The 25,664-nt window shown below is 60.8% G+C and carries 21 protein-coding genes and 1 pseudogene; 15 read left to right on the plus strand and 7 right to left on the minus strand.

The features are described from left to right. The first annotated feature begins 156 nt into the window (after positions 1–156). The 3 genes from LY622_RS00620 (at position 157) to LY622_RS22580 (ending at position 1,081) form a co-directional block, all read left to right on the plus strand. Positions 157–363, plus strand: a complete 207-nt coding sequence (locus tag LY622_RS00620; RefSeq protein WP_234289117.1) for a hypothetical protein — start codon at positions 157–159, stop codon at positions 361–363. 84 nt (positions 364–447) lie between these two features. Beyond that, on the plus strand, positions 448–687 hold the full coding sequence (locus LY622_RS00625; protein WP_255761684.1) for a transposase: 240 nt from the start codon (positions 448–450) through the stop codon (positions 685–687). Between the two features lie 73 nt (positions 688–760). Then, the gene (locus LY622_RS22580; protein ID WP_369413699.1) at positions 761–1,081 is read left to right on the plus strand and encodes an IS3 family transposase; all 321 of its coding nucleotides are present in this window, start codon (positions 761–763) and stop codon (positions 1,079–1,081) included. 23 nt (positions 1,082–1,104) lie between these two features. On the opposite strand, the gene LY622_RS00630 is transcribed toward LY622_RS22580, so the two are convergent. Beyond that, the gene (locus LY622_RS00630) at positions 1,105–1,665 is read right to left on the minus strand and encodes an IS3 family transposase (protein WP_234289118.1); all 561 of its coding nucleotides are present in this window, start codon (positions 1,663–1,665) and stop codon (positions 1,105–1,107) included. 262 nt (positions 1,666–1,927) lie between these two features. Then, positions 1,928–2,239, minus strand: coding sequence for a DUF1153 domain-containing protein (locus tag LY622_RS00635; protein ID WP_234289119.1), 312 nt, complete (start codon positions 2,237–2,239; stop codon positions 1,928–1,930). Between the two features lie 150 nt (positions 2,240–2,389). Here LY622_RS00635 and LY622_RS22585 point away from each other — a divergent pair. The 5 genes and pseudogenes from LY622_RS22585 to LY622_RS00650 form a co-directional block, all read left to right on the plus strand. After that, positions 2,390–2,650: pseudogene (locus LY622_RS22585) on the plus strand (hypothetical protein); the annotation flags it as partial. Next, positions 2,598–2,834 (plus strand): integrase core domain-containing protein, encoded by a 237-nt coding sequence (locus tag LY622_RS22590; protein ID WP_369413702.1) that lies wholly within the window; start codon positions 2,598–2,600, stop codon positions 2,832–2,834. The pseudogene LY622_RS22585 and the gene LY622_RS22590, both read left to right, overlap by 53 nt. Before the next feature lie 111 nt (positions 2,835–2,945). Further along, positions 2,946–4,160: a PDDEXK family nuclease gene (locus LY622_RS00640; protein ID WP_234289120.1), complete on the plus strand. Its 1,215-nt coding sequence runs from the start codon at positions 2,946–2,948 to the stop codon at positions 4,158–4,160. Between the two features lie 108 nt (positions 4,161–4,268). Further along, positions 4,269–4,877: a hypothetical protein gene (locus LY622_RS00645; protein WP_234289121.1), complete on the plus strand. Its 609-nt coding sequence runs from the start codon at positions 4,269–4,271 to the stop codon at positions 4,875–4,877. A gap of 62 nt (positions 4,878–4,939) precedes the next feature. Beyond that, positions 4,940–8,119 carry an ATP-binding protein gene (locus LY622_RS00650; RefSeq protein ID WP_234289122.1) on the plus strand — a complete coding sequence of 1,060 codons (3,180 nt, stop codon included), beginning with the start codon at positions 4,940–4,942 and terminating at the stop codon, positions 8,117–8,119. On the opposite strand, the gene LY622_RS00655 is transcribed toward LY622_RS00650, so the two are convergent. Next, positions 8,042–9,769: an FAD-dependent oxidoreductase gene (locus LY622_RS00655; RefSeq protein ID WP_234289123.1), complete on the minus strand. Its 1,728-nt coding sequence runs from the start codon at positions 9,767–9,769 to the stop codon at positions 8,042–8,044. The two genes, LY622_RS00650 and LY622_RS00655, sit on opposite strands and share 78 nt — an antisense overlap. Before the next feature lie 187 nt (positions 9,770–9,956). Here LY622_RS00655 and LY622_RS00660 point away from each other — a divergent pair, with 187 nt between their 5' ends. Beyond that, positions 9,957–11,582 carry a LuxR C-terminal-related transcriptional regulator gene (locus LY622_RS00660; RefSeq protein WP_234289124.1) on the plus strand — a complete coding sequence of 542 codons (1,626 nt, stop codon included), beginning with the start codon at positions 9,957–9,959 and terminating at the stop codon, positions 11,580–11,582. Positions 11,583–11,746: 164 nt separating this feature from the next. Then, on the plus strand, positions 11,747–12,589 hold the full coding sequence (locus tag LY622_RS00665) for an SDR family oxidoreductase (protein ID WP_234289125.1): 843 nt from the start codon (positions 11,747–11,749) through the stop codon (positions 12,587–12,589). Between the two features lie 112 nt (positions 12,590–12,701). Here LY622_RS00665 and LY622_RS00670 read toward each other — a convergent pair whose 3' ends face one another. Beyond that, positions 12,702–13,535, minus strand: coding sequence for a class I SAM-dependent methyltransferase (locus LY622_RS00670; RefSeq protein WP_234289126.1), 834 nt, complete (start codon positions 13,533–13,535; stop codon positions 12,702–12,704). Positions 13,536–13,701: 166 nt separating this feature from the next. Here LY622_RS00670 and LY622_RS00675 point away from each other — a divergent pair, with 166 nt between their 5' ends. The 5 genes from LY622_RS00675 to LY622_RS00695 all read left to right on the plus strand — a co-directional run bounded on the left by LY622_RS00675 (position 13,702) and on the right by LY622_RS00695 (position 21,388). Then, entirely contained in the window at positions 13,702–14,256 is a 555-nt protein-coding gene (locus tag LY622_RS00675) for a TetR/AcrR family transcriptional regulator (protein WP_234289127.1), read from the plus strand. A 59-nt stretch (positions 14,257–14,315) separates the two neighbouring features. Beyond that, positions 14,316–14,498: a helix-turn-helix domain-containing protein gene (locus LY622_RS22595; protein WP_369413700.1), complete on the plus strand. Its 183-nt coding sequence runs from the start codon at positions 14,316–14,318 to the stop codon at positions 14,496–14,498. Positions 14,499–14,817: 319 nt separating this feature from the next. Next, positions 14,818–16,932 carry a type VI secretion system Vgr family protein gene (locus tag LY622_RS00685; RefSeq protein ID WP_234289129.1) on the plus strand — a complete coding sequence of 705 codons (2,115 nt, stop codon included), beginning with the start codon at positions 14,818–14,820 and terminating at the stop codon, positions 16,930–16,932. Further along, positions 16,929–20,321 (plus strand): toxin VasX, encoded by a 3,393-nt coding sequence (locus LY622_RS00690; RefSeq protein ID WP_234289130.1) that lies wholly within the window; start codon positions 16,929–16,931, stop codon positions 20,319–20,321. Before LY622_RS00685 ends, LY622_RS00690 begins: the two co-directional genes overlap by 4 nt. After that, positions 20,318–21,388: a hypothetical protein gene (locus tag LY622_RS00695; RefSeq protein WP_234289131.1), complete on the plus strand. Its 1,071-nt coding sequence runs from the start codon at positions 20,318–20,320 to the stop codon at positions 21,386–21,388. Before LY622_RS00690 ends, LY622_RS00695 begins: the two co-directional genes overlap by 4 nt. 138 nt (positions 21,389–21,526) lie before the next feature. Here the strand turns inward: LY622_RS00695 and LY622_RS00700 are convergent, their stop codons facing one another. The 3 genes from LY622_RS00700 to LY622_RS00710 form a co-directional block, all read right to left on the minus strand. Beyond that, positions 21,527–24,139 carry a hypothetical protein gene (locus tag LY622_RS00700; protein ID WP_234289132.1) on the minus strand — a complete coding sequence of 871 codons (2,613 nt, stop codon included), beginning with the start codon at positions 24,137–24,139 and terminating at the stop codon, positions 21,527–21,529. 62 nt (positions 24,140–24,201) lie between these two features. Then, a complete protein-coding gene (locus LY622_RS00705) occupies positions 24,202–25,077 on the minus strand; it encodes a fimbrial biogenesis chaperone (protein ID WP_234289133.1) in 876 nt (291 codons plus the stop codon). A 74-nt stretch (positions 25,078–25,151) separates the two neighbouring features. Further along, positions 25,152–25,622 (minus strand): DUF4402 domain-containing protein, encoded by a 471-nt coding sequence (locus tag LY622_RS00710; protein WP_234289134.1) that lies wholly within the window; start codon positions 25,620–25,622, stop codon positions 25,152–25,154. Positions 25,623–25,664: the final 42 nt, after the last annotated feature.

A 25,664-nucleotide genomic window follows, 5' to 3' on the forward strand; every position in this document is an offset into this window, starting at 1 on the left:
CCATCGGCTGCACAGTGGCCTTGGTTACCGGACTCCGATAGAGTTCGAGGAGATTAACTGATGGTGGCGTGTCCACTTTGTCGGGGGAAGTCCACGTTGGAGTGCCAACGCGGCTCATGCAAGCCGTTATATTTTTCAGAAAAAATAGGAAGGTTTATGAATTTCGACGCTTACAATAAAAGAATGCAAAGCATACACGAGCAATTAGAAGACATAGCTGAAAGAACATTCAGGCAGGCTGTAGTCAACACAGCAGACTACTCCAATCCAGATTTTGTTGCGCTGATGAAAAGGCACAAGGAGCTAAGCGATGAAAGTGCAAGATTGGTTCAATCGATGCTTGAGCATTTAGATCACGGCTAAAATATAACAAGTTGCGCAAGCGGGACATGGAGTTCCCCCACTCCAGTGGACACGCATCGATAACTCCCCAACAGGAGAGAACCGATGCCCGAGATGATCACGGGGCAGAAAACGCAACGCTATAGCACCGAGTTCAAAGTCAAAGCGGTGGAGTGGAGCCACCAGGCCCACCGGAGCGTCAAAGGCGTTGCCGAAGCATTGGATATTCACCCCTTCATGCTGTCACGCTGGCGAAAGGAATACCGAGAGGGACAGTTCGCTATGAAACGGGTCAAGAAAGCCCTAAGCAGAAGACCCAGGAGCAGGATGAGGTCGCTCGCCTGAAGCGCCGCGTATCGGAGCTTGAGGAGGAGAACGACATCCTAAAAAAGTTTCAACGTTTTCAGGCAGAGGAACGATGGAAGCGTTCCGGTTCGTCTGGAAACACCGAGGACAGCACGAGGTAAAGGCGCTGTGTCGCCACCTGAACATCTCTCGGTCTGGCTACTACGCCTGGGCAAATCGGAAGCCCAGCCAGAGAGCCCCTGAAAGTGCAGACCTGCTGTTGAAGGTCCGCAGAGTCTACAGTGCCAGCAAGGGCCGTTATGGCAGTCCCCGGGTCTATCAGGCCCTGCGCCGAGAAGGTCTTGTGGTGGGTGTGAACCGGGTGGCCAGACTGATGAGGGAATGGGGCATGAAGGCCCGAGTCACGCGCGTCTATCGCCGCTTGAGCATGTAATGACCCCCTAGTTTCTGCACACCTTAGGCAGCTAATGCAGGGTGTGCTTGGGGTGCCACATAGCCCAGAGACTGATGTGGCCGTTCTTCGTTGTAGTACCGGATCCAGCGGCTAATGATTGCTCTGGCTTGGCCCAGCGACTCGAACCGATGGAGCCAGAAGCACTCCTCTTTCAGTGAGCGGAAGAAGCGCTCAACGAGCCCGTTCTGTTCCGGCGTGTATGGCGTCGTGAACTCCTGAGTGAGTCCATAGGCCTTCACCGTCGCCGTATAGTGCCGGTTGCTGAAGACCAGCCCGTTATCGGATCTCAGCGCAAGAGGCTGATGAATCCGGCCCAAGGCGCCAAATCGATGCACCAGAGCTTCTTCCCGCGCGGCTTCAGCGGTCTTGCTGCTGCCATTGTCCGATAATCGCCAGCCGAGGATCTCACGCGTGCAGCAGTCGATGATCACCGCCAGGCTGGCCCGACGATCCTTACCGCACCAAACGTGCGTCAGGTCGGTGGCCCAACGCTCATCCGGTCGTGAGGCGATTGACGGTAAGCTCTTGGCGCGAGGCTGAAAGCCCTGAGGTCGTTTGCGCACCTGCCAGCCTGCCAGCCTTTCAGCTGCAGGATGCGCTGTATCGGTTTGCGATTCTCACCCAGCACACACGCCAGACAGCGATAGCCGTAGGTGGGGAAGCGCTCCAGGGCAATCTTTACCCTGCTGGCTAGATCGGCATTGATCACACGCCGCCGTGGCTTAGGCGGGTAATACAGTGTCCGCCGGGGGAGTCCCAGCCACCGACACAGCTTGACGAGTGATACCACATGGCCCTCTTGGGCCATTTCCACCTGCAGCGACTTTACGAGTTCTCGTCCTCGTCGAGCAGGCGGCGAAACTTTTTTAATGCGTAGATCTCCAGATGGGCTTCTCCCAGCGCCTCCTTGGTTTCCCGCAGCTCGGACTCATATTGCTCGCGGATGTCCTTGGGGCGGGCTCGGAACCCGTTCTCCATGTTGCGCTGGGCTTCTTCGATCCAGCCCTCGACCTCCGAGACGGTGAGGTCATGCTCACGAGCCACCTCGGCGACCGTGGTCTTGCCCTTGAAGATGTCCATGACCACAGCGGCTTTGCGCTTGGCGGTCCAACGTTTGACGGTGGGTTCGTTGCTCATCTCGTCCTCCTGATGGCTGCACTAGCCTGTGCAGCTTTGGAGGGGGTCACTTCAAGCAAGCGTCGGGACGACCTGAAAGCCCTGCCAAATTACCGGCTAGAGGCCAAGAATCCGGTTGCGGTAAACCAGCAATAGAGTAGCGACGTCACCTACATCAAGCTGGGTAAAAAATACGTGTTTCTGGCGGCGGTTCTGGACCTATTCTCACGTCGAATCATCAGCTGGCCATTGGGCGAGAGTCTGAACGCAGACTTTGCCCGAGCCACCCTGCGTGAGGCCTTCATAAGTCGGAATCCAGCACCTGACCTGCTGTACGGATCGCGACATCGAGTACCGGGCTCACAGGATCCAAGCGCTGCTGAATTATCACCGGGTACGGCACAGCATGAACCGCCCGGGACAATGCACTGATAATGCCGAAGTGGAGTCGTTCTTCAAAACGCTGAAGGGAGAATTTCTGCACGCCACCAGCTTCATTACGTTGCGTCAGTTACGAAAACATATCAGGGGCTATATTGATGGCTACTATAACAGCCATCGGCTGCACAGTGGCCTTGGTTACCGGACTCCGATAGAGTTCGAGGAGATTAACTGATGGTGGCGTGTCCACTGTTCTGGGGGAAGTCCACGCTCATGACGTCGCGCCCCTGCTGCAAACGTTATGTGCTTCCGAGATTAGCAATAAGGCGGAATTAGGATGCCAGTGTTGGCTGTCGATATTAACGAGGACTGTTTTGTTCACCAGGTCAAGGATGGACTTGGTATAGGGGCTTCAAGCTTGCATGAGCTTCTAACTGAAGCCTTGAAATCAGAGATCGGAAAATCAGTCGCCAGATCGTTTTACGATGGTCAATTGATGAATGTAAAAGTAACCGAGAACGGTTCGCCGTCGACGCACTCATTAAAGGAGGCGATAGACTCAGGTGGGTATCCGTTATGGTATGTAAAAGTTCAGATTGATCTTGTCCCTGGCGTCAAGATTAGCGAATCTGACTTAAATGTATGTGGCTGTATTAGGCTTGATTCTGTGAGATACGGGGATGGCTCAAAGGCAATAAAATTTAAACATAAGGAAATGAAAACCAGAGAAAGGTATCTGGCTGAATTAATTCACCCCATCATCTTAGGCGGCACGCTGGAAAAGATTCGAAAAGAACTCGGAGAAAAATGTAACTGCGATGATTCGCTATTACGTCCGGTAAAACATGGAGTGTGGGAATGGCTCCAGCAATTTGGCTGCATAAACTGCGGTAATCGTTATATTTGCGATTGTTTCAGACCCGCGGTAAAGAAACACCTAGAAGTTGCAAAACAGCAGCAGGCCAGTTACTCCAGCTCTGGATGGCCACATAGATTTCTCCGTTCATTTGACGAGTCTGAATATAGAGCCGGCATCTGTCATCTGTGTACAGGCAAGCCTTCTAACTTGTTCTTCTGTCATCCTATGTATGGAAGCCCTGTGCGAGTCAAATATGGCGCCTATATGAGAAAGTTTGAAATACAGGACGAGCTTTCCGAGCGAGATGCTGAAAATAAGGTCCGAGAAATGCTGGGCATCCCTAAAGTCGGCGAGGGATGGGTTAGTGAGACGCAGTTGTTTAGGCTCGTAGAGTCGTTGTTTTCCGAGCACGAGGTGATCCGGGAAGCAAGCCCAGCTTGGCTCGGAAAACAAAGATTAGATATTTTTATCCCAGATCTCGCATTGGCAATAGAGTACCAAGGTGAGCAGCACTATCGTCCTGTGGCGTTATTCGGCGGGGAAGAAGGGCTAAAGAAAACGAAAGAACGGGATAAGCTAAAACTGAAGCTATGCCGTGATAATGGGATTAAGGTCGTGTATTTTTCTTACAAGGAAGATCTTTCACAATCCAAAGTAGAGAAGAAACTGATTCGTGAACTCAGCTCTGCAGAGAGACGCTGAGGATTTGCTGTACAGTTAATTCACATAACCATGCGCTGTTGTCGGACAAATATTTCGCTGCGCTACATATTTGCCGCAGAGCGCGACGTTATATGCCAGGGAGTAGTGGTGAATAAAGAACTCTTGAATGTTGCGGTAGAAGAAGATATCGACGACGAAGCTGCCGCCCAATTGAAAGCCGCTATTGCTTCTTTTGGTCAAGATGCAGAATTCCATGAGATTCCAAGGAGAGGGCCGCAGGCGTCATTGCTTTTGCTAGGCTTCACCTCTATAGCGTTGGTATTTGGAGGAGCTTTCGTCAAGAAGCTCGGGGACAAGGCGGCGGAAGACTGCTATCCGCATATTAAAAATGCACTTTTGGATGTGTGTAAAAAATACTTTGGAAAAGATGCAAAGTATCGGTCGCTAATAGTTACATCATCTGAGAAAAAATCGCCAGGTACGAAATATTCTTTGATATTGGCTATTTATTGTGTTGGTGTGCATAATGAACGTGTTAAGTTTCTGTATGTAACGGATTGGAGTCATGAGGAGTTCGAAGAGGCAACATGTGCGTATATAAAATCCATGGCTGAATTTGTAAATGGAAATGGCGGAGCTGTGTCTAAATTAATATCTGATAACCCAAGTCGTATGCAACCATATTTAATTGCCTGGGATTCAAGTGAAAAGAAGCTTGTTCGTGTAAATGCTCTGCCAGTGGGTGTCGACATATAACCAGCTGTACAGTGATGGTATTCGCCTGACATATGGCCCACCCCCCGCAAAGGAATCCACCAGTGATCATCCCCCAAGACGGGCGCTTGCGGCTGGATCGTGAGCGCTTGAAGCAGCACCGCAAGCGGCTGGGCCTGAGTCAGGAGGCGCTGGCCGAGTACTGTTTTGATCGGCGTTTGTGCGTCTCCATCGCTTCCATCAAGCGGGCCGAGAGTGGCAAGGCGGTGCTGTATCGTACCGCTCGCCATCTGGCCGAGATCTACGAGGTGGAGGTCGAGGCACTGTCGGTAGAGGCCGAGGAGGCTTCCGTTGTCGCTTCCGATATCGAGGAGATGGAGAGCGCCCGTGTGCTGATCCAGCTGCATGCCGTGGCGGCCGAGCAGTCGGCGTTGGCGAGCTGGGTGCAGCATTTCGGCGGTAGCCTGGCGGAAGGGGGCACGGCGCTGTTCGGCCTGCCTCGAGCCTATCGCAGCGATGCGCAGCGTGGCCTGCTGTGCGCCGCCACCCTGGTGGAACAGGGAGTGGCCAGTAGCGTTTACCTTCAGGCCGGCCATTGGCCGACGACTGAGCCCCCGGCGATAGCGAAGGATCCGAGCGGCGTCTGGGTCGAGCGTGGCGTGGCGGTGCAGTTGGCGGAGCGTTTCGTCTTCGACGATGAAGGCGGGGAGTGGCTGCGCTATCGCCGTCCGCGGGACGAGGCGCATGAGGCCCGCTTCGATCTGGTAGGGCGCCGGGTGGAGCTGGGGCAGTTGCAAGCCATCCTGGAGAGTACCCGGGCTTACCAGGCCGGCCATCTGGTCTACATCCGCGGCGTGGCGGGCATCGGCAAGACCCGCCTGAGCGCCGAGTTTGCCGAGATGGCCGCGGCCCATGCTGATCATCACCAGGCCGAGGTGTTGGACTTCGGTACCCGTGCCGATGAAGGCCCGCTGATGCAGCTCACGCGCTCGCTGCTGCAAACGACCGGTGAGGCGCAGGGTGAGATGCAGGGGGAGGTGAAGGGTGAGGCATTAGACGAGGCGCAACTGCTCGCCCGTCTCTCGGCGCTACGCCTGCCCGTGGATCACGCCATGCTGCTGCGTCCGCTGCTGGGGCTGGCCCAGCCGGAGGAGGCGCAGTCGCTCTATGCGGCCATGACCCCCGCGACCCGCAGTCAGCGCTTGGTACAGGCACTGCGCGACGTGCTCCTGGCGCGCTCCATTCATCGCCCCCAACTGCTGGTGGTGGAGGACCTGCACTGGGCCGACGAGGCGCTGCTGGCGACCCTCACCGGTCTTCTGCAGGAGACCCAGGATGCGCCGGTGATCTGGCTGTTTACCTCGCGCCTGGAGCAGGACCCGCTGGAGACCCGCCTGCGGCCACAGCTGCCCGAGCTGCCGCTCACGCTGATCGAGCTGCCGCCGTTGCGCGCCCAGGAGGCCGAGGCCCTGGTGGCCAGCTTCGGCACGGTGCCCGCCGAGCACGCCGCCCGCTGCGTGACCCAGGCCCAGGGCAACCCGCTGTTCCTGACCCAGTTGCTGCTGTTTCACCCCCACCGCAGCTTGCCGGCCAGCCTCGCCAATCTGGTACAGACCAAGCTGGACCAGCTCACCGACCTGGATCGTCGGGCCATGTGCATCGCCGCCGTGATGGGGCAGCGCTTCTCCCTGGCCTCGCTGCAGGAGGTGCTGGGGCAGGCCGATTACCTGCCCGAACTGCCCCAGCGCTACAGCCTGGTGCGTCCGCTGGGAGAGGGCAGCTACCGCTTCGTGCACGACCTGATCCTGCAAGGGATCTACGAAGGCATTCCCAAGATACAGCGCGACCGGCTGCACCTGCGCCTGGCCGAACTCTACGGCGAAGCGGAACCGGGGCTACGTGCGCGCCACCTTCATCGGGCGCGCTCCCTGGAGGCGCCGAGTGCGTTCCTGCAGGCGGTGGCGGCGGAAATGGTCCGCTACCGGCACGAGGAGGCCCTGTCGCTGCTGAAGCAGTGCCGCTCCATCGATTATGCGCCGAAGGATGAGTACCGGCTGATGCTGCTGCAGGGCCAGGTGGCGATGGCGACCGGGCAGATTCAGGCGGCGCGGGAGCACTTCGAGGCGGCCCGTGCCTTCGCCCGGGAGGAGTGTCAGCGCATTACCGCCGACCTCTGGCTGGCCCGAGTGCTGAACATGCTCGATGCGCTGGAGGCGGAGGAGGCGATACTCGATGGTCTGCTGCCCCTGGCCGAGGCGCTGGAGGACCCCTTGCCCCTGGCCGAGGCGCTCTATCTCAAGGGCAACCTCTATTTCCCCCGGGGCGATTTTGCCACCAGCCGGGCCTATCACACCCGCGCCCTGGAGCAGGCACGCCGTGGCGGCGACGTGCGCACCGAGATCCAGGCTCTGAGCGGGCTTGGCGATGCGCACTATGCCGAGGGGCAGATGCGCAGCACCCTCGAGCTGTTCGATCACTGCGTTACGCTCTGCCGAGCCCATGGCCACGCCGACCTGGAGGCCTCCAACCTGTTCATGCTGGGTACGGCGCGCATCTATGCCAACGATACCGAGACGGCGCTCGCCGACTGTTTCGATGCCGCCGAGTTGGGCAAGCGGGTCGGCAATCGACGTGCCGAGGTGGTGGCACGGCTCACGGCGGGGTGGATTCTGATCTCCCAGGGCAATCCCCATGCGGCCGACGAGCAGGTCGAGCAGGCGCTGACGGTGGCTCGCGGCCTGGGCTCGGGTCGCTTCGAGGCCTTCCTGCTCGAGAGTCGCGCCCGGGTCGAGCTGATCACCGGGCGGCTGGCCGAGGCGCGAGCCAGCATCGAGCGCGCCTGGCAGTTGGTCGAACAGAATGGGCTGAAGGCTTTTATCGGCCCTTGGGTGCTGGGCACCCGGGCGCTGCTGGAAGAGGAGCCCGAAGTACGCTTGGCGACCCTGCAACAGGGCGAAGCGCTGCTGGATGCCGGCTGCGTGGGGCATAACGGCTATCGCTTCCTGATCGCGGCGGCGGAGGTCAGCCTGCTGGACCAGCGCCCAGATGCGGCCCGCCACTATGCCCAGCGCCTGACCCAGCTGATGGCGGCGGAGCCCTGCGCCTGGGGCGAGCACCACCGGGCTCTGATCGAAGCTCACGCCGATTGGCTGGAAAACGGCCAGAAGAGCGGTGAGAAGAGCAGCGAGGCGAGCGCCCTGGAAGCCTTACGAGCGTGCTGGCACCGTGGCGAAGCCGCTGGCCTGCTGATGACGCTGCCTTGCCTTGCTGCCAGGCGGTGCTAGCCGCAGGGGGTTAGTCCGACGCTCCGGTGCCGCCAGCAGCAGGGCGACGAGATGCGCTGATTGTTCCAGGCACTGTTCCTGCAGGCCGGCACCGCGAGTCCAGCCGCCGGCAAACAGCAGCGGGCAACCATCCTGATGGCCCTCGAAGCGCCGCCGGGCAGTGCTCTGGTTATAGCGCTCGATCTCCGCTTGCGCCTCCAGGCAGTTGGCATCCAGCACGTTGTGCTTGAACAGGGTCCAGGCCTTGGCCTCCAGGGCGCTGTCCAGCGGCGGCAGCCGGTCGCGGTAGCCTGACTCGCTGGGTGCGGTGGCCGCCAGCGCTACGGGCGCGTCCAGGGGTGAGGACTGTCGCTCGAGCATCTCGCTGCGGGGAATCCGGTTGAGGTCGTCCACCAGGGAGACGAAGTACTGCGGCAGGCCTGCCTGATTGTAGGCGGGGTTCTCGGCATCGTTCTGGTGGCGGTTCGCCACGTAGTCGATACGGTAGGGGAAGAAGGTGTCCTCGGGGTTACGCACTTCGATGTTGTAGGTGCGCCACAGGTTGCGATTGGGTGGCAGGCGGGCGGCGTCGGTGTGGCAGACGCTGAAGCTGCGGGTGTAGCGCACTTTGCCGAGGATATGCCGCAGCTCCCGCTGGGTGTCGCTCAGGCCGTCGCCGAAGGTCAGCAGCGGCAGGACGTCTTCGGCATGGGTGGCCATGATCAGCAGGTCGGCCTCCCAGCGGCGTTCGCCGGGATCACGCTCTATTAGCGTCACGCCCTGGGTCGAGAGGCTTGCCTCTACCTCGATGCCGCGCAGGATCTGAACGCGGGGTCCCGGCGTATTCGGGTTGGTGATATGCGCGGCCAGGGCCTCCAGCCAGTGCTGGGCGCCGTGCTCGAAGTAGCGGCGGTCCGGGGGCGAGCCGCCCTCCTGAATGCGGTAATACTCGAAGGGAGCCTGGAGCGGCATGCCGCCCGGGCCGCGATCGTCGGCGAAGTACATGGCCGAGATGCGGGGGTGGTAGATGGTCTGGCGGATACGCTCCAGCCGGGCCGGCAGCTCAGGGTCCTGCCAGTCGATGGGGACTCTCAGCCGGTCCGCCGCTGCGGCCAGCATATCGGCGGGGGCGGCGATACAGGCATCGAAGAAGTCATCGACCGTATAGCGCGGCGTAACGCGGCGATCCTCCACCAGGGCGATGGCGCTTTGGTGAACCACCGGGATCAGCAACGCCAGCCGGCCTCCATCGACCTTGCTCAACTCATGGGCCGGGTCACTGACGCCGCGGAACAGGTCCCTGTCGTCGGTCAGGGCGATGCTCCCGTCACGGCTGAAATAGCTCTCGGTGTTCTCCAGGGGCTTCATGCGCTCCAGCTCGCCGATCTCGCTGAGTATCGTGCGCAGGCGGTGGTAGGTCGCCAGGTTGACGTCATTGACCCCCAGGTCGGCCCAGCGGCGGTAGGGCGAGTCGGGCTTTCCCGGATGGCGCCGACAGCCCAGGTCGACCCACACCGTCTCGGCATTGCCGCCCAGGTTGGCCTTGCGCTCGAAGATGGTGACCTCGAGCTGCCGGGCCGCCTCGCTGCCAAACTTCTGTAGGTAGTAGGCCAGCGATAGGCCGGAGACGCCGCCGCCGATGATGGCGACTCGCAGCGGTGCATGGTCCATGATGGTGCCCCCAGGAAATTGTTTCCCCAAGAATCCATCAAGAGCACGTCGCAACCAAGGGGGTGACATCAGCTGATACCGAAGTGATCCGTTGCGCTTCGGCGCCCCTGATCACACAGCCGGAATTTTGGCACCATGGAGCCTCTAGCGTGCTAGGTTTTCAAACGAATCGACAGCGGAGAGTGCCATGTCATGCGCTGATTCGGACGAACCTTTACATCGCGCCGAGGATGCCCTGCAGCGGGGTGACTGGCCCACGGCCCGCACCACTTTCAAGGAGGCACTGGAGGCCAGAGAGAGCGCCGAGGCCTACGAGGGTTTGAGTTGGGCCGCACTGGCCATGGATGCGGGCGATGAGGCGCTATGGGCCCGGCAGAACGCCTACCGGCTGTACAGGAAACAGAACGACCCTGTCAGTGCCGCGCGCATGGCCATGTGGGCCGGCAAGGACCACGAAGACTATCGTGGCGAGCTGGCAGTGGCCCGCGGCTGGCGGCAGCGCGCGCATCGCCTGCTGAAGGATCAGCCAACGGTACCGGAACACGGCTGGCTCGCCCTGTTCGACTGCTGGGCATCCCTCAGCCACGATGAGGATCCTGCCCATGTCCAGCAGTGCGCCCGCACCGCGGTGGCCGTTTCTGAAGCTTGCGATGAACCCGACCTCGGCATCCTTGCCCTCGCCATGGAAGGGCTGGCGCTGGTCAGCGACGGTCGCGTGGAAGAGGGCATGGGGCGGCTTGACGAGGCGGCGGCTGCGGTTCTCGGCGGCGAACTGCGGCAGCCGATCTGGGAGCTGCCCATCCTGTGCTGGCTGATCTTTGCCTGCGAACGGGTCCGCGATTTCGGCCACGCCGCCGAGTGGTGCGAGATGATGCGTACCGCCGCCGAACGCCTGGAACACACGGCCAGCCAGGGGATCTGCCGCGCGCATTACGCCACGATACTGGCCTGCCGCGGTCGATGGCAGGAGGCCGAGGCGACCCTGAGTGAGGCTGCGGCCTGTTTCAAGGCCAGTTGGCCGCCACAGACCGCGGAGACCACGATCCGTCTGGGCGATCTGCGACGGCGCCAGGGGCGTCTGGGCGAGGCCGAAGCGTTGATGCGGCCGCTGGAGTGGCATCCACTGGCCATGCTCGGCCTGGCCGAGATCGCCCTGGAGTGCGGCCGGCTCCAGGAAGCCGAGGAGCGGGTCGAGACCTATTTACGCCATATCCCCGAAAGCAACCGCCTTGGCCGTGCTGGGGCCTTGGAGCTGCAAGTGCGCACCTCCGCTGCATCCGGTGATCACACACGCACCACCCAGGCCACCGAGGAACTGCAAGCCATAGCGTCGGCCGTGGGCACCGGCCCCCTGCAGGGGGCGGCGTGCTTCGCCGCCGGGGTTCTCGCCCGCGCAACGGGCGATATGCAGCACGCCCGTGCCTGTCTCGAGGATGCTGTTGCCGCCTATGAACGCAGCGGCACTCCCTTTGAAGCGGCTCATGCCCGGCTGGAGCTCGCTGCGGTCCTCTCCGCACTGGAGCGCCCGGAGCGTGCCCGGGCCGAGACAGCCAGTGCACGACGCACTCTGGAACACCTGGGTGTCCAGGTCCGGCTTCATCAAGGCAGTACCTCCGAACCACCGCCTCTCACGCCGCGGCAGGTCGAGATACTTCGCCTGGTTGCCAAGGGGCTGAGTGACGCGGAGATTGCCTCGGCGCTGGGTATCAGCACGCATACAGTGCACCGGCATGTGGCCAATATCCTGTTGCGCCTGGACGCACCCACCCGCGCCGCAGCGGCGACGCAGGCCGCGATCGCCGGCCTCATCTAGTTTCCCCGTGCCCGCCCATGGCCTGAACAGGCCATCCCACGAATTTCCCCCCATGGCCCATCTGCGCGAAGCGCCAGCCCTCACTTAGTCGCTAGTCTCGGATTCAACGGCTTACGGTTCGATCGAAGCCGTTGAACTGAAACCATCGACGGAGGAGGTGCAACATGATTCTTGTCACAGGCGCATCCGGGACCATCGGCTCCGAACTGCTGCGGGAACTGGTGAGGCAGGGTGAACCCGTGCGCGCAGCGGTCCATGTGCGGCCGCTGCATGTCGACGGGGTGGACACCTGCAGCATCGACTACGATCGGGCCGAGACGCTGCCACCGGCGCTCGAAGGGATCGATACTCTGTTTCTTCTCTCGCAGAAGGTCGCCCACGAAAAACCCATGGTCGATGCTGCCCGGGAGGCCGGGGTCCGGCGCATTGTCTACATCTCGTCCTTCGGGGCGGACACGGATACGTTCATCGTCGGCCAGCTGCACCGGGAGATCGAGCTGCGGATTCAGGAGACGGGCATGGCCTGGACATTTCTGCGTCCCAACTACCTGATGCAGAATTTCATCACCCTCATGGGCGACGACATCCGCAACGAGGACGCCTTCTACGACTCCATCGGTGATGCCCGTGTCAGCCGCATCGACACCCGCGACATCAGCCACGTCGCCGCCCGGGTGCTGACCGAGTCCGGCCACGAGAATTGCGCCTACGAGCTCAGCGGTCCCGAGGCCATCACCCATCACCATGCGGCCGAGGTGCTCTCCGAAGCGCTGGGGCGACGCATCCGGTACGTGGAACTGGACGACGACAGCTTCCGGCGCCGACTGATCTCGCAGGGCGTGCCCGAGGACTTCGCCGGATTCATCGAAGACGTCAACCGTCGCAACCGCAACGGCGAAACCCACGACGACAGGCTCACCGACCACGTCCGGAACATCCTGGGCCGGGAGCCGACACCGTTCTCCCGGTTCTGCCGGGATTACGCGCCACTGCTTGAACGGCAATGAGCCTGCGCAGACGTGCCGTTATGAATGTCAAAAGCATGACAAGCCCAGGCCGGGCGACAGAGTGAACCGGGACATCGGTTAATCCTGCCACCCGCCCGGCCCGGGTATCGGGTTACTTGCGGCGGCCGGTAATCAGCAGGTATTCCCGACGGATATGGATACCGGCGTCCGTGGTGTATTTCCCGTGGTAGTCGTCGATATCCTGCCGGAAGGCTTCCTGCTCGCTGGCGGAGAGGTTGTTCATCACCTGGCGGATGGGCCCGAAACCGCGGGCATACCAGTCCCAGGCATCTTTCACGTTGTCGAAATAGTGATTGTTGATTCCCGGTTCGAACCACAGTTCGAAATGCTCTCCCAACAGGGCCCTGGCGTGATCCGGGTCGCCCCAGGCCAGCGGCGAGGGTTCGGGAGGCGGGTCCCCGCTGTGCTTGCCGATCACTCCGAAAAAATCCAGTACCGCACCTTCGGCGGCCCATACGGCCAGCGACAGGCGCCCGCCCGAGCGGCAGACCCGTGCCAGTTCGCGGGCTGCCTGTGCCTGGTCGGCGGCAAACATCACCCCGAAGGTGGAGATCACACCGTCGAAACTGCCATCCTCGAACGGCAGCTGTTCGGCATCCGCCTGCTGGAAACGGATCGGTGGCTGCATATGGGCGGACAAGTCCTCGGCCGCGTCCAGCAGCCCCGAGGCAATATCCACGGCGGTCACATGCGCTCCGTATCGGGCTGCATTGCGTGCGCTCCAGCCCGTGCCGGTCGCGACATCGAGAATATGCTGTCCGGGTTGTGGGTTGAGCCTCTGCACCGCATGGGCGAGGGCATCCGACACGCCGAAGCTGATGTTGTCATAGTCCTGCCCGCCAAGGTTCCAGGTACGGGCAGCGGCCTCATGATGGGGCCGAACCGCAGCCCCGGCGTATTCGTTTGAGGAATGCATCTGTTTCATGATGGCCTCCTCGTCTTGTCTCGTATGAGCTGTGAGATGGCACTGTCTCGGTGCAGCCGGACCTTTTGAAGCCGGGACTAGACCGAGTATCATATTATATAGACCGGTCGTCATATTCCGTCAATGCTGCTAAAAACCAGATATGGCCAAAACCACCAGAACCCGAATGATCGAAACGACCCTGCGCCTGATCCAGGCGAGGGGGCTCCATGGCGTCAGCCTCAACGATATCCTCAGCGAGAGCGGCGCTCCCCGGGGGTCACTGTATTTCCACTTCCCCGGCGGCAAGGAGACGCTGGTGCTGGAAGCCATGCAAGCAGGAATTGACGAGGCTTCTCAGGCCCTGCGGGAGAGCCTGGCACAAGCCACGACCCCGGCGGAGGGTGTGCGCCTGTTTTTCCGGGCCGCCGCGGCGGAGATGACAGATTCCGAATACCGCTTTGGCTGCCCTGTCGCCCCCATCATTCTGGACGCGCCGGAGGTGTCCAGCGAACTGGCCACAGTCTGCCGGGCCGCGCTGGAAGATTGGACTCGGATGTACCACGATGTCCTCCAGGCGGCGGGGCTGGCGCCGGCACGGGCCGAGCGCCTTGCCCGGATGATCGTCGCCTGCCTGGAAGGCGCCCTGATCATGGCGCGCAGTCAACAGGCCAGCTGCATCATCACCGAGGTGGGAGAAGAGGTATCCGATCTGGTCGCCACGGCCCTGGCCAGCGAGTAGCCCTGTTCCGCTTCCAGCGGCATTTTCGCAACGCAACCGGTTACGCGCCGATCCGTTACGTGCAGGAGCTGCGCATCAACGAGGCTAAGCGGCTACTCGAGCAGAGCCATCGAGGAATCGACGACATCGCCCACACGGTCGGTTATGAAGACTCGGCCTTCTTCTGGCGTCTGTTCAAGCGACAGGTTGGTGTAACGCCTGCGACGCATCGGCGCAAGTTCCAGCTGCCGCACAGTCGATGAGAATGTAGTGGGCGACACCACGCTCACTTGCGACCGATTTTGTAAGCCATTTCCTACACCGCTGTCGGCGAAGCCCCACAGATAACGGCTCTTGTCACTGGTATGCTCTCCGCGTTCGGCACGATTGACTAATAAACGAATAACAGTGGTATCTCCAAAGGAAACGCTGAACAAATCGTCGAGCGAGATGAAGCGCAAGGCGCCCGGAGCGCAGGAACCGGAGCATATGGGGTATATGTGAGGATTCCGAGCACCGCGTAACGCAGCGATTCGTTCGTGTAGGCATTTGTGCAGTGTTTCCCAAACGCAGGGAGGCGTAATGGCCAAGGCAAGCGGATTGCAATTCACCTTGACCCTACCCGGGGCCGAGGACGTGGCGGTCATCGAGTTCACCCACCGCGAGCAGCTCTCCGCGCCCTTCGAGCTGACGGTACGCTTCGCCAGCCGCGACGCCGACCTGGGGGCCGAGGCTATCCTCGACCGCGAGGCCACGCTGACGATCTGGCAGGATGGCGAGGTGCTGCGCCGTATTCACGGTGTGGTGAGCGAGTTCGGCTGCGGCGATAGCGGCCACCGCCGTACCTTCTACCACGTGGTGATTTGCCCCGCGCTGTGGCGCCTTGGGCTGCGCCAGAACTCGCGTATCTTCCAGCAAGTCTCGCCGCTTACCGTGCTCAACACCCTGTGCGACGAGCACGGCCTGAGCGACGTGGCCTTCGCCGCCACCCGCGAGCCCGAGTCCCGGGAGTACCTGACCCAGTACCGCGAAACCGATCTCGCCTTCGTCCAGCGCCTAGCCGCCGAAGAGGGCTTGTTCTACTGCCACGAGTTCGACGACGGCCATCGCCTGGTCTTCGCCGATGCGCCCCAGGTGCTGCCCCACCTGGGCGAGCGCAGCTACCACGGCCGTGCCGGCGGCACGCCGCCCCAGCGCCATGTGCGCAGGCTGCAGCAGGTCGCCCGGGTTGCCCCGGCCTCGGCCGCGCTCAAGGACTACTCCTTCAAGAACCCTGCCTATGCGCAGTTGCACGACCATATGGCCGACGGGCTTGAGGAACATGCGCAAAGAACCGACTACGAGCACTACGACTACCCCGGTCGCTACAAGGCCGACGCCTCCGGCGAGGCCTTCACCCGCATTCGCCTGGAAGCGCTGCGCCAGAACGCCAGCACCGCCGACGCCGAGAGCGACCTGCCCGAACTTGCCCCGGGCACCCGCTTCACCCTGACCGACCACGACCTCGACGAACTCAACCAGGACTGGCAGGTGCTCGGCGTGGTCCACCACGGTACGCAGCCCCAGGCCCTGGAAGAGGACGGTGTCGTTCAGGGAGACGATCAAGGCGGCATGACCAAGTACCACAACGAGCTGGTGCTGATGCCCGCCGACCTGACCTGGCGCCCCACGCCCAATGCCAAGCCCCGGGTCGACGGCCCGCAGGTCGCCTTCGTTGTCGGCCCCGAGGGCGAGGAGATTCACTGCGACGAGCACGGCCGGGTCAAGGTGCAGTTCCCCTGGGATCGCTACGCCGAGCCTAACGAAACGGCGAGTGCGTGGATTCGCGTCAGCCAGGACTGGGCCGGCGGCGGCTACGGTAGCATCGCCATTCCGCGGATCGGCCACGAGGTGATCGTCAGCTACCTGGAGGGCGATCCGGACCAGCCGCTGATTACCGGGCGCACCTATCACGCCGTCAACACGCCACCCTATGCACTGCCGGCTCACAAGACCCGCACCGTGATCCGCACCCAGAGCCACCAGGGCGAAGGCTTCAATGAACTGCGCTTCGAGGACGAAGCCGAGGGCGAGCAGATCTGGCTACACGCCCAGAAGGACCTGGAGCTGCTGACGAATCACAATCGCACCGAAGAGATCGGCAACGACAGCCACCTCACCGTGCACCGCAACCGCATCAGCGAGATCCACGCCGACGACCACCTCGCCGTGCACGGCCAGCGCCACGTCCAGGTCGACGGCGACGATCACTTGATCGTCGGCGCCACCCGCCACGAAAAGACCGCCCGCGCCCAGCTCGTAGAAGCCGGGCAAGAAGTGCACCACAAGGCTGGCAGCAAGACCGTCATCGACGCCGGGGCCGAGATCACCCTCAAGGCCGGCGGCAGCTTCATCAAGCTCGACCCCAGCGGCATCACCATCGTCGGCGCCCAGGTCAAGATCAACTCCGGCGGCAGCCCGGGTTCGGGGAGCGGGCAGGGGGCTCAGGCTCCGGAGCTGCCCCAGCGTGCTGAGCGAGAGGAACATACTCAAACCGCCTTCTCAGGCCATGGACCCAGCCAGCAGGCGCAGCTGGTCGAGGCAGAAGGGCTGGGCGAACGGGAGTTCCTCGTCGACGTCACTAGCGGCGGTCAGGATGGTCAGCAGGTTCGTCTGCGCAAGGGGCGGACCCGGACGAATGGGGGGCAGAACGGATGAGCGAAGGCGATCTCAAGGAACTGCAAGACGAGGACGTCGACCTGGGTGTGCGGCGTCGTGTCGAGTACGAAGATGACGAAGACGGCACCTTGGCGCTGGTCATTGCCAGGCGTGAAGGCGGCGGCGAGATCGAGATACCGCTGGTGGAGCATGCCCGAACCGTTTTCGAGCGCAACGATGGCAGCCTGCAGGACAATACCCTGCTGGCCGTTCGCCCCCTGGCGGAGGTGGGACGCAACCGCCCCGTCCAACGGGGAGGGGTGACGATCAATACCGGTATCGCCACCGCCATGCTGCGCCCGGGGTACCTGTACGTGTTCTTCGACAACCGCCTATGGCGCGAGCTCGAGATCGGCCCCGATGGCAAACTCAGCGACGTGGACCTGGAGCGCTATCGTGAGCTGGCCGAGCAGGGTGAGACGCCCGACGAGCGTGACAGCGAAGGCGAGTGGCTCGATGACATCCTGTTGCCGGCCATGCTGCAGGGGCAGGCCACCCTTCACCGGGTACGCCTCGCCTACAGTGAGATCGCCTGGAGCTGGCCCTATATCAACTGGCTGGAGGCGAATCCCGATCGGCTCGAAGCTCGCACCACTGCCGTAGGGCATGCCCATGCCGTGATTTACGATACGTCAGGCCAGCTCTTCATGCAGACGGGCTTCCCCGCCGGGCGCGTGGCCGACCAGCCGGCTCTGCGTGAGCGCGATCTTGGCATCGAACTCATGCTCGAAGCGCCCGAAGCGTTTACCACTGACTTCACCGCGCCAGCAGACGGTGAGTTGTGTACCAAACTCAAGAGCCTATGGGAGCAGGCCGGCGAAGCCGATCGGGCCGCCTCACTGGCACTGGAGTGTGAAGCGGGCGAAGATCTCTTGGCCAGCATACGGGACAACGCCGGCATCGTTGCCGTGGCACTGCCGGATCCCTTGTTCACACTGCGCCATGCCTTGGCGCAGATCCACCTCGCCGAACACTACCTGGATGGCCTCGACAGCTTACTGGCCGAAAAGCCATTAGGGCATTCGGCCAAGTTGATTCGTCAGGCCATGTTCGCCGAGCCAAGCGGCGGCACGAATCCGCTTGTGGAGTTCCGCGGCGCCATCGACCGGGCAAAGCTCGACGCTACCCTGGAGCAGGCCGAGCGTGATGCAGCGGTGGCTGTGCTGCGTCGGCAGTTGGACAACCTTCAGCGGCTGGTCAGCGAGAGTCAGCTCACTGCTGTGCTGCGTGATTTCACCAGCCATCATCAGTTGGGCATATGTGAAGGTTATGCTCTGTGTGGCGACCTCTATGGCGTGCTGCAGCAGCTCCCTGGCGTGCTGTCCGACCAGGGGCATGACAGCTTGAGTAGGCGCACCAAGCAACTGCTCAAAGCATTGCTGACCGACGGCGAGCTGCAAGCGCTATGGAGTGCTGACGAGCACGAGGCCACTGAAGAAACGGCCGGCGACGAAATCAATGATGGCAGCGGAAACTTCCGGCCCGCCTTCCTGCATCAGCTCGCCCAGAACGATAGCGATATAGATGATGCACAGGCTGCGAGCCTAGGATTGGAAACCTTGGGGCTGATCACCCAAAACCTGGCCGAGCAGGAGCAAGCCCAGCAGAATTCCGTGCTCAGTCTGGCCAATGCCGGCAAGGTGGGAGGCTTGGTCAACGCGGTAGTGGGGCAGTGGAGTCAGGCCGTGCTGCGAGTAGCGGAGCGGGTCGGCGACGACGTGGAAGTGGTGCACATGCGACGTGTGTTCACTTCCGTTGGTACCCATGCCAACCTGGTCGATGGCAACCTGAAGGGCGAGCTACAAGTCATGCATCGTGGCGATGTCGACCTGAGCCGCTATACCATCGTTGGCGTGCATGGTGATGGCATCGAGTGGGGGTTGACCAACGGTGACCGCACCAGTGGCACCTTCCAGACCCAGCAAGATTACCTCTATGCCGAACAGGTAGATCCCAGGGGGAATGTAAGTACCTCGACTAGTCCGAAACGCATGTCGTCGGAGGTAGACGATGCCATCCGCCAGGTGGCGGGTCATGTCCTGGTGTACGTACTCCCCGCTGGCCACCCCGAAGCCGCGAAGGTCGCTCAACTGCGCCTGGCCAAGCTTGCCGGGCAGGTAAAAGTGATGATAGATGGCCCTGCGGTGTCGAGAATGCTGGTGGGGTTTGCGATATATAATGTTGGCAGAGAAATGTTAAATGCCAACAAAGCAGAGCGTGAAGGATATATCGATTTACACCGCGTAAAGATAGGTAGTGCAATTGCTGATCTGGCCGCCGCATCAATGAAATTGCATACCGCTTTATATCCAGAGCCAGCTTCAGTTACGGGGCGGATGATACAAAGGCCTTTGTTTGATATGAAGAACTGGCCTGTTGTTGGTAGAAGGTTGGCTAAAGTGGGAGCCGGTACACTGGTTCGTACTATTGGCCTAGTTAACTTCTTTGCAGGTGTGATGACGGTGGGAGTCAGCAGTTGGGAGCTACGCAATAGCTTGCAGCAAGGAGATCGAGATGCTGTTCTCGGCCATAGTGTAGCGATAGCTGGCGGGGCGCTATTTCTTGCCGCTCCCCTGATATCGGGGCTGGTGATGATTCCCGGCTGGGGTTGGGCGCTGCTGGGTCTGGGGCTGGCCATCGGTGGTACTAGCTATGCCGCTATGAATCAGGATACCCCCTTCGAGCAACTGCTCAGGCAAGGCCCCCTGGGTACCCATCCCGCCAGTACGATGACAACGGCCGACGATACCGTTTACTACCCCCAGCTGTTGACACAGCTGAGCCCGGCCCAGATTGAGGTAATTCGCTATGGAAGCCTAGCTGCCGAAGAGCGACGGGCATTGCTGGAAAGCGTATGGGAATCCACGACGGATACCCCCAGCAGCCGCGACTATGTGGTGACGATCAGTACGCCGCTGATCAGCCGCTACAAGATTGGTGAGACATTGAACCTGGCCGTGCAGGAGCTGGAACAGACCGATACCGGGACTATCAGCCCGCTTGGAACCTATCAACAGCTCTCGTATATCACACGTACACCGGAACCGTTCGAAATCGGCAAGCGGCAGTTACTTCCGCAGCAAAGCGCAGTACGCTTTCTGGTCAAGCGCAAGGTGGCGGAGGAGAGCTTCCAGATGGGTAGTACCAGCGTGACCTCCACGGCTCGCCTGCGTGTCGCCCTGCAGGCGAGAATCGAATGGGAGCTGGGCGAGATGGTATTGCCCACCCCGATGCTGAGAGAGTATGAGCCCTATGTGGAAGGCGAGCACGATGCACTGCCGGCTCGGTCGCATCGTACGGTGGATAACCCGATCGCCAATTTTATTAGGTCTTTTACGGGCCGCTCGCAGGATCCGCGCTACTGGTATATCAAGGAATTCCAGGTATGAATGAGGCAGCTTCCCCCCACTATGGCCCCGGTGCTTACCGTGCCGGTGTTATTCCTTCCATGCCGGCGCCGCCGAAAAAGCGCGAGCGTATCGGTGAGGAACTGCTGCCCTTTGGCGACTACGCCGGCATCGATCCCTACCAGCAACTCTGTGAGGATGCGGAGTTCGTTCAGCATCAGGATCGTCAGGATAAAGCGTTCTACGAAACGGATGATTGGTGGTGGGACCATCAGCGCATTCGTTTTCTGAAAAGTCAATTGGGGCTTTCTGCCTTATTGATGGCTTTTCCCTTCATTTATCTATGTGTTTTAGCAGGAGGGGCTTTTTTTTTGGCTTCAGGTGTTGCGGATTTGCTTCATGATAGTAGCCCTGCGCTTGCAACACTAGTTTTTGCTGTAGTTTTTGGCGGTGGGTTTATAGCTGCAATCCTGATGGTGGCCTATACAACCCAGCCATTTTTTAATCGATTGGTTAAAATTTTTGCATTGTTGTTAAGTCCTTTGAGTCGATGGTCTGCTAATCGAGCTAATCGTTATATGGAAAACCGTTGCAGCGAGTTCAATCGCCAAACCGGGATGGCGAGCTTCGCCCAAGGCAAGAAGAAGCCACCGCTGAAGGCGCCTTTCGTCGAGTTCGATGGCTACGTGGAAAGGGTTGTGCAGCGTGGCGGTATCTTCTATCGGTTGATGTTCGTGCATCGCTATACCGGCAAGCAGTTCAGCCAGACCACACTCAGCGCCATCGTCGATCACAAGCACGAGGTGCACGCCACGTGGGACATGCTGCAGCGCTACATGGACGTGAGCCAGCCCATGCCGGATGTACCGCGCTTGGAGCCGTTCCGCCATCTTGATCCCACTACCGCCGAGCACGACCGGCAAACCGCGCGCAACCCGCGCTTCTGGCGCGACCTGGATCTAGAAGCGTGGAAGGCGGGAGAGGGCGCCGCCCACCTCAAGGCACAGATTGACTTTCCTTGGGCCCGCCAGCGCTGCCAGCTCACCCCGCAGCTTGGCAAGGTGGAGATGGCTATCTACCGCGAGCGGCAGGAGGCTGCGGTAGCATGAGTGAAGCAAGTCCTTCCTACTATGGCTCCTGCCCGTATCGAGTTGGCGCTATTCCTTCCATGACGTCACCGGGAAAGAAGTGCGAGCGGATTGGTGAGGAACTGCTGCCTTACCATGCGGACCAATATCCGGGGCGATTCATATGTCGGTTAACACTTCATCCAAAAAGTCGACGACGGGCTCTGATGGTGTGGTGGATGACGAAGTAAATACCCTCAAATCGATACCGCTAATAAAATCACCATCACCCAATACGGTCAGTTTCTTGGTACCACTGTCGCTCAGGCCAAGGCGTTGCAGTTGCTGGGGAGAGATCCTCAACCGATAATCCCCGGCGATGACGCCTGGCACGATATAGAAGCCGTCCCAACTGCTTGTCGTACGGGCCACTACCTCTTGCCGGTCGTTCAGGAGCTCCAGCTCAATATCACCGATACCGCGCTCAACCTCGTTCTCTAACAAGTAGACGGTGCCATCGATTTCCGTGGCCATGTGCACCGCAAGGTCCAAGCTGACCACGCTGCCCGGGCGCGGCACCAACCTCAGACCTTCGATTGCCGGCGCCCATTGCGGGTCTATCAGCGTTGCGGTGTCTATTCCGATGTCGACATACTGCTTCACCGGCAAGTGATCAATATAGGCGATACCATCCGCATCCGTTCGGGCTTGATGCCTGACGCCATTGACAATGAAACCTGCGCCCTGCAGTGGCTCCTCATGCGTGTCTAGTACGCCATTGTGATTATCATCCAGGAACAGACGAACAGAAGCGGCACCGCTATTCGCCATGGGCCGAGCATTGAATCGCCAGTCTGAGCGCCGGGTATCCCGGCCCATGGCAAAAAACAATTGCGCCCCGAGAGCGATATCTCCTGTGTCTACATAGCTGGCATTAACGCCCAATCCGAAGCGGCCCAGGTTTTTGGTAAAGCCGGCGGTATAACGGGTTTCGGGTGACGCAAAGTTGTGGGCTATGCCAAGGGTCCCGCGATAGCCGTCTGCCAGATTCTTTTCGGCAGAGAAGGCTAACGAGGAGATGTCACTCTCAGCGCCCAGCCGGTAATCGATCTGGCTGCGTAAGCTCATATCGTGTACACGGCGGCTGATCTGCAGGCTGCCGCTAGTGTGCTCGATGTCATTGGAGTCGCGCCAGCGAAGGGTGTTGGTGAGGGACGTGCGATGCACGTAAGCGGAAACACGGGTGCCGACCTGGGTATTGACCCTGCCGGATACCCGCTCGTCCCGTGTGATCTCCAGGGTTGCGGGCATGCGCGAGCGAGACGTCAGCGGAAGGGAGCCGGTGAGTCGAAGTGCATCTTGGGTGCGAATGGGATCGCTGCTGGCAGGAAATATCTCACTGGTGAAATCGGTCAGGAGAATGCGACTGGCGTCCACGGCCACGCCGCGGATACGGGTCTGCACATCGAGCTTGGCCAGTGAGCCACCGTCCTTCGCCTGGACAAGGCCGCCGCCGAGACTCAGCGACCGCCAGAAGGTGCGTACTCCCTGGGTGGTATAGAGTTCCTCGTCGCTGTCCCCCGGTGCCCGGATCAAACCGGCCGAGGCGGTCAGCGAGCGCGCGAGACCCAAATCGAATTGGGCGATGGTTCGGGATTGCCCGTCGTCGTCCCGGTGCTCCGTCACGCTGTACTGGAACTCCCCGGGAAGCACCATGGATTGATCCAGAGGAAAGCTGTATTGCTCTACCCGTGTCTCGCCCAAGGGGCCATGGAAAATCAGCCGAAAGTCATTGCGGCCATAGCTCAGGGGCTGGTCCTCGAACCGATAGCGGCCCTCGGCATCGGCCTGGGTGAAACCGACAAGGGCACCATTGTAAAAGAGCTCCAGGTCCCATCCCGGGAGCAAGTCGCCCTCGAAGGTGTGGCGGTCGAAGCTGGTGGGCCGTGTCAGGGGGCGATTGCTCAACGTCACCCCCTCACCGCTGCTACCGCGGGAAATGTTTTCGACGCGGGGAGTAGAGAGACTGCCGAATTGGAAAGAGCGTGCCTGCAGTGGCCCCAGCAGGTTTCCGCCGGGGTCGTGACGCCCAAGCGTGGCCCGGACTTCCGGAGAAGGGTCCTGTTGGCGGCTGGAAAAGTAGATCGAGGACTCCATGCCCAGCAGGTCCCCGGTGAGGTAAGCGGTATAGGCCGCGTCGCTCTGGAAAGAGTTGTTCTTGTGCTGCAGTTCGGTGGTCAACGTCTGATCGATGAATGGCAGGCTCCAAAGCCGGTAGGGCTGCTCGTGGTTGGGATAGCCGGGATCCTCATAGCCGCCTCGCGTTCCGGCACGAGCGCCAAGGCCTTCCCGAGCCAGACGGGCCTGCAGGGGCAATGCCTCGAGGGCATGAGTGCGAAGGAAAAGGCCTGCACGGTCGATCTCGAGTGCCAGCGGTAGCCAATCTTCGAGCAGGGTCGCCGCCACATAGATATCATCCGGCTCCGCCAGCACCAGCGCCGGATCGAAGGTCTCGGTATTCCCGGCCAGGGTAACGCTGGCGTTGTCGAGGTTCAGGCTGAACCCGCGATCTTCACTGAGGATGAAACCGCTGGCTACGCCTTCTCCCGGCTGAGTCTTGATGGCGATTGTCAAAAGCCTGGCCAGTTCGCCCAGTGGCAGCAGGGTATGTTCACCCACCTCATAGGCAGGGATGGCGCCTGACAGTACGAACTGGTCCAGGCGCACTTCCAGGATCAGGAGCTCCGGCTCCCCGGCTGGCTCCTGGCCCGGCAGGACCGGGGCGTAGGTCAACAGCGAGAACCATAACGCCAGCAGACTTGCCTGGCGGGCGATAGTGGATGCCGGATCGGCGGCTATAGCGCTAGCTGCGATTCTGCCAGCAACCTGCCACCGTCTTCCGCCTGTTCCCGGTAGGTTACGCGCAGGGTGCCGTTGCTGAGGGGCAGGCCACTCGACGACTGCAGTGCAATGCGTGCTCGACGCAGAGGGTTGGGGGTGTAGACCGCCACCCCATTGGCGCGCCCGATAACCTGCTCGGCCCCGCTCCTCGGGGTGAAGCTGACCGTCAGGTCGCCGTAAACAGACTGCGTACCGCTACGCTGCATCTGGAGGGCAAGCAGCGGTGCTCCGGTCGGGGATCGTTGAAGCTCGAGCTGGGTCAAGGCAACATTGGCGTTGGTCGCGCCATGACGCACGATCACCGGGATGGAGGCGCCGACCAGCGCCGTCAACTGAATGCCTATCTCGCCAGCGGCGGTAGAGCGGGACTCGATGCTCCGACGTCCAGTGGTTTCTGGCTGTTGTGATAACAGCAGGTGAGATCGATACTCACCGGCGACCAGATCGGCAGGCTTGCGTACCATGATACGGATCGCCTGACCTGTACCGGGCTCGAGTGTCACCTGGCGCGGCGAGTATTGCAGCAGAGTATCGGCAAACTGTTCACCCGGCATAGGCGCGGTGATGTCAGAGAATTCACCGGTTTCACTCATGCGTCGGTTGACCAGGGAAATGCGATAGGTGGTAGTTTCGGTGCCATTGTTGATCAGCTCCAACTGGGCTGAACGCTGGTTGCCCTCGAGGACGACGCGGGTCGGGTAAAGCATCAACTGGGCCAGCGCATGGCTCGCCGGCAACAAGAACAGCAGGGCGCAAAAGGTGAAGTGGAAGAGGAACGTCGTGCCACGTGATTTGTGGGTCCAGGCCTTGGGAATCATGGTGAAATCCATTTATCGTTTGTTTCGTGAGTACCGGACGGCACATGGAACGACGGGCGCCACCCGGTTGTGGCGCTCGAGATGCATCAGTTGTAGTTCACGATCACGCTGAGGGTGCCGGCATAATCCCCCGGTGCCTGTGCAAAACCGACATTGAGTGTTCCTCCGACCCTCAGGCTCTGGGATCCACCCGCGCTCAGCTGGCCGCCGGCCCCGGAAGGGGCACTGGTAAAGTCGTTGATGACCATATCGCTGCCCGGGCCGGTTAGTTTCACGAAATCGTTGCCGGGCAACTGGATGGTATAGGTCGCCTCGGCATCGCCCGTCACCGTAAACTCGGCGGCAAGGCCCTCGCCCGAGCGAATCAACAGCACATCGCCGCCGGCACTGCGCAGGCCGCTGGGGCTGACCGCGACCGAGCCGCCATTGCCGGCCACGAAGCTACCGAACGACAATCCCCGGGTGTTCTGGATCGCGATTTCCTGTGCCCAGCCATGGGAAGCCACGAGAGTGGCCAAGGCGGCGCAAGCCGTGATTGCTGCCCATTTATGTGTCATCGCAATATCCCTGGATTCTGGTAATGCTGGTCTAGTTAGTTA

This window comes from Halomonas alkalisoli (assembly GCF_021412585.1).
Classification (GTDB): Bacteria; Pseudomonadota; Gammaproteobacteria; order Pseudomonadales; family Halomonadaceae; genus Halomonas; species Halomonas alkalisoli.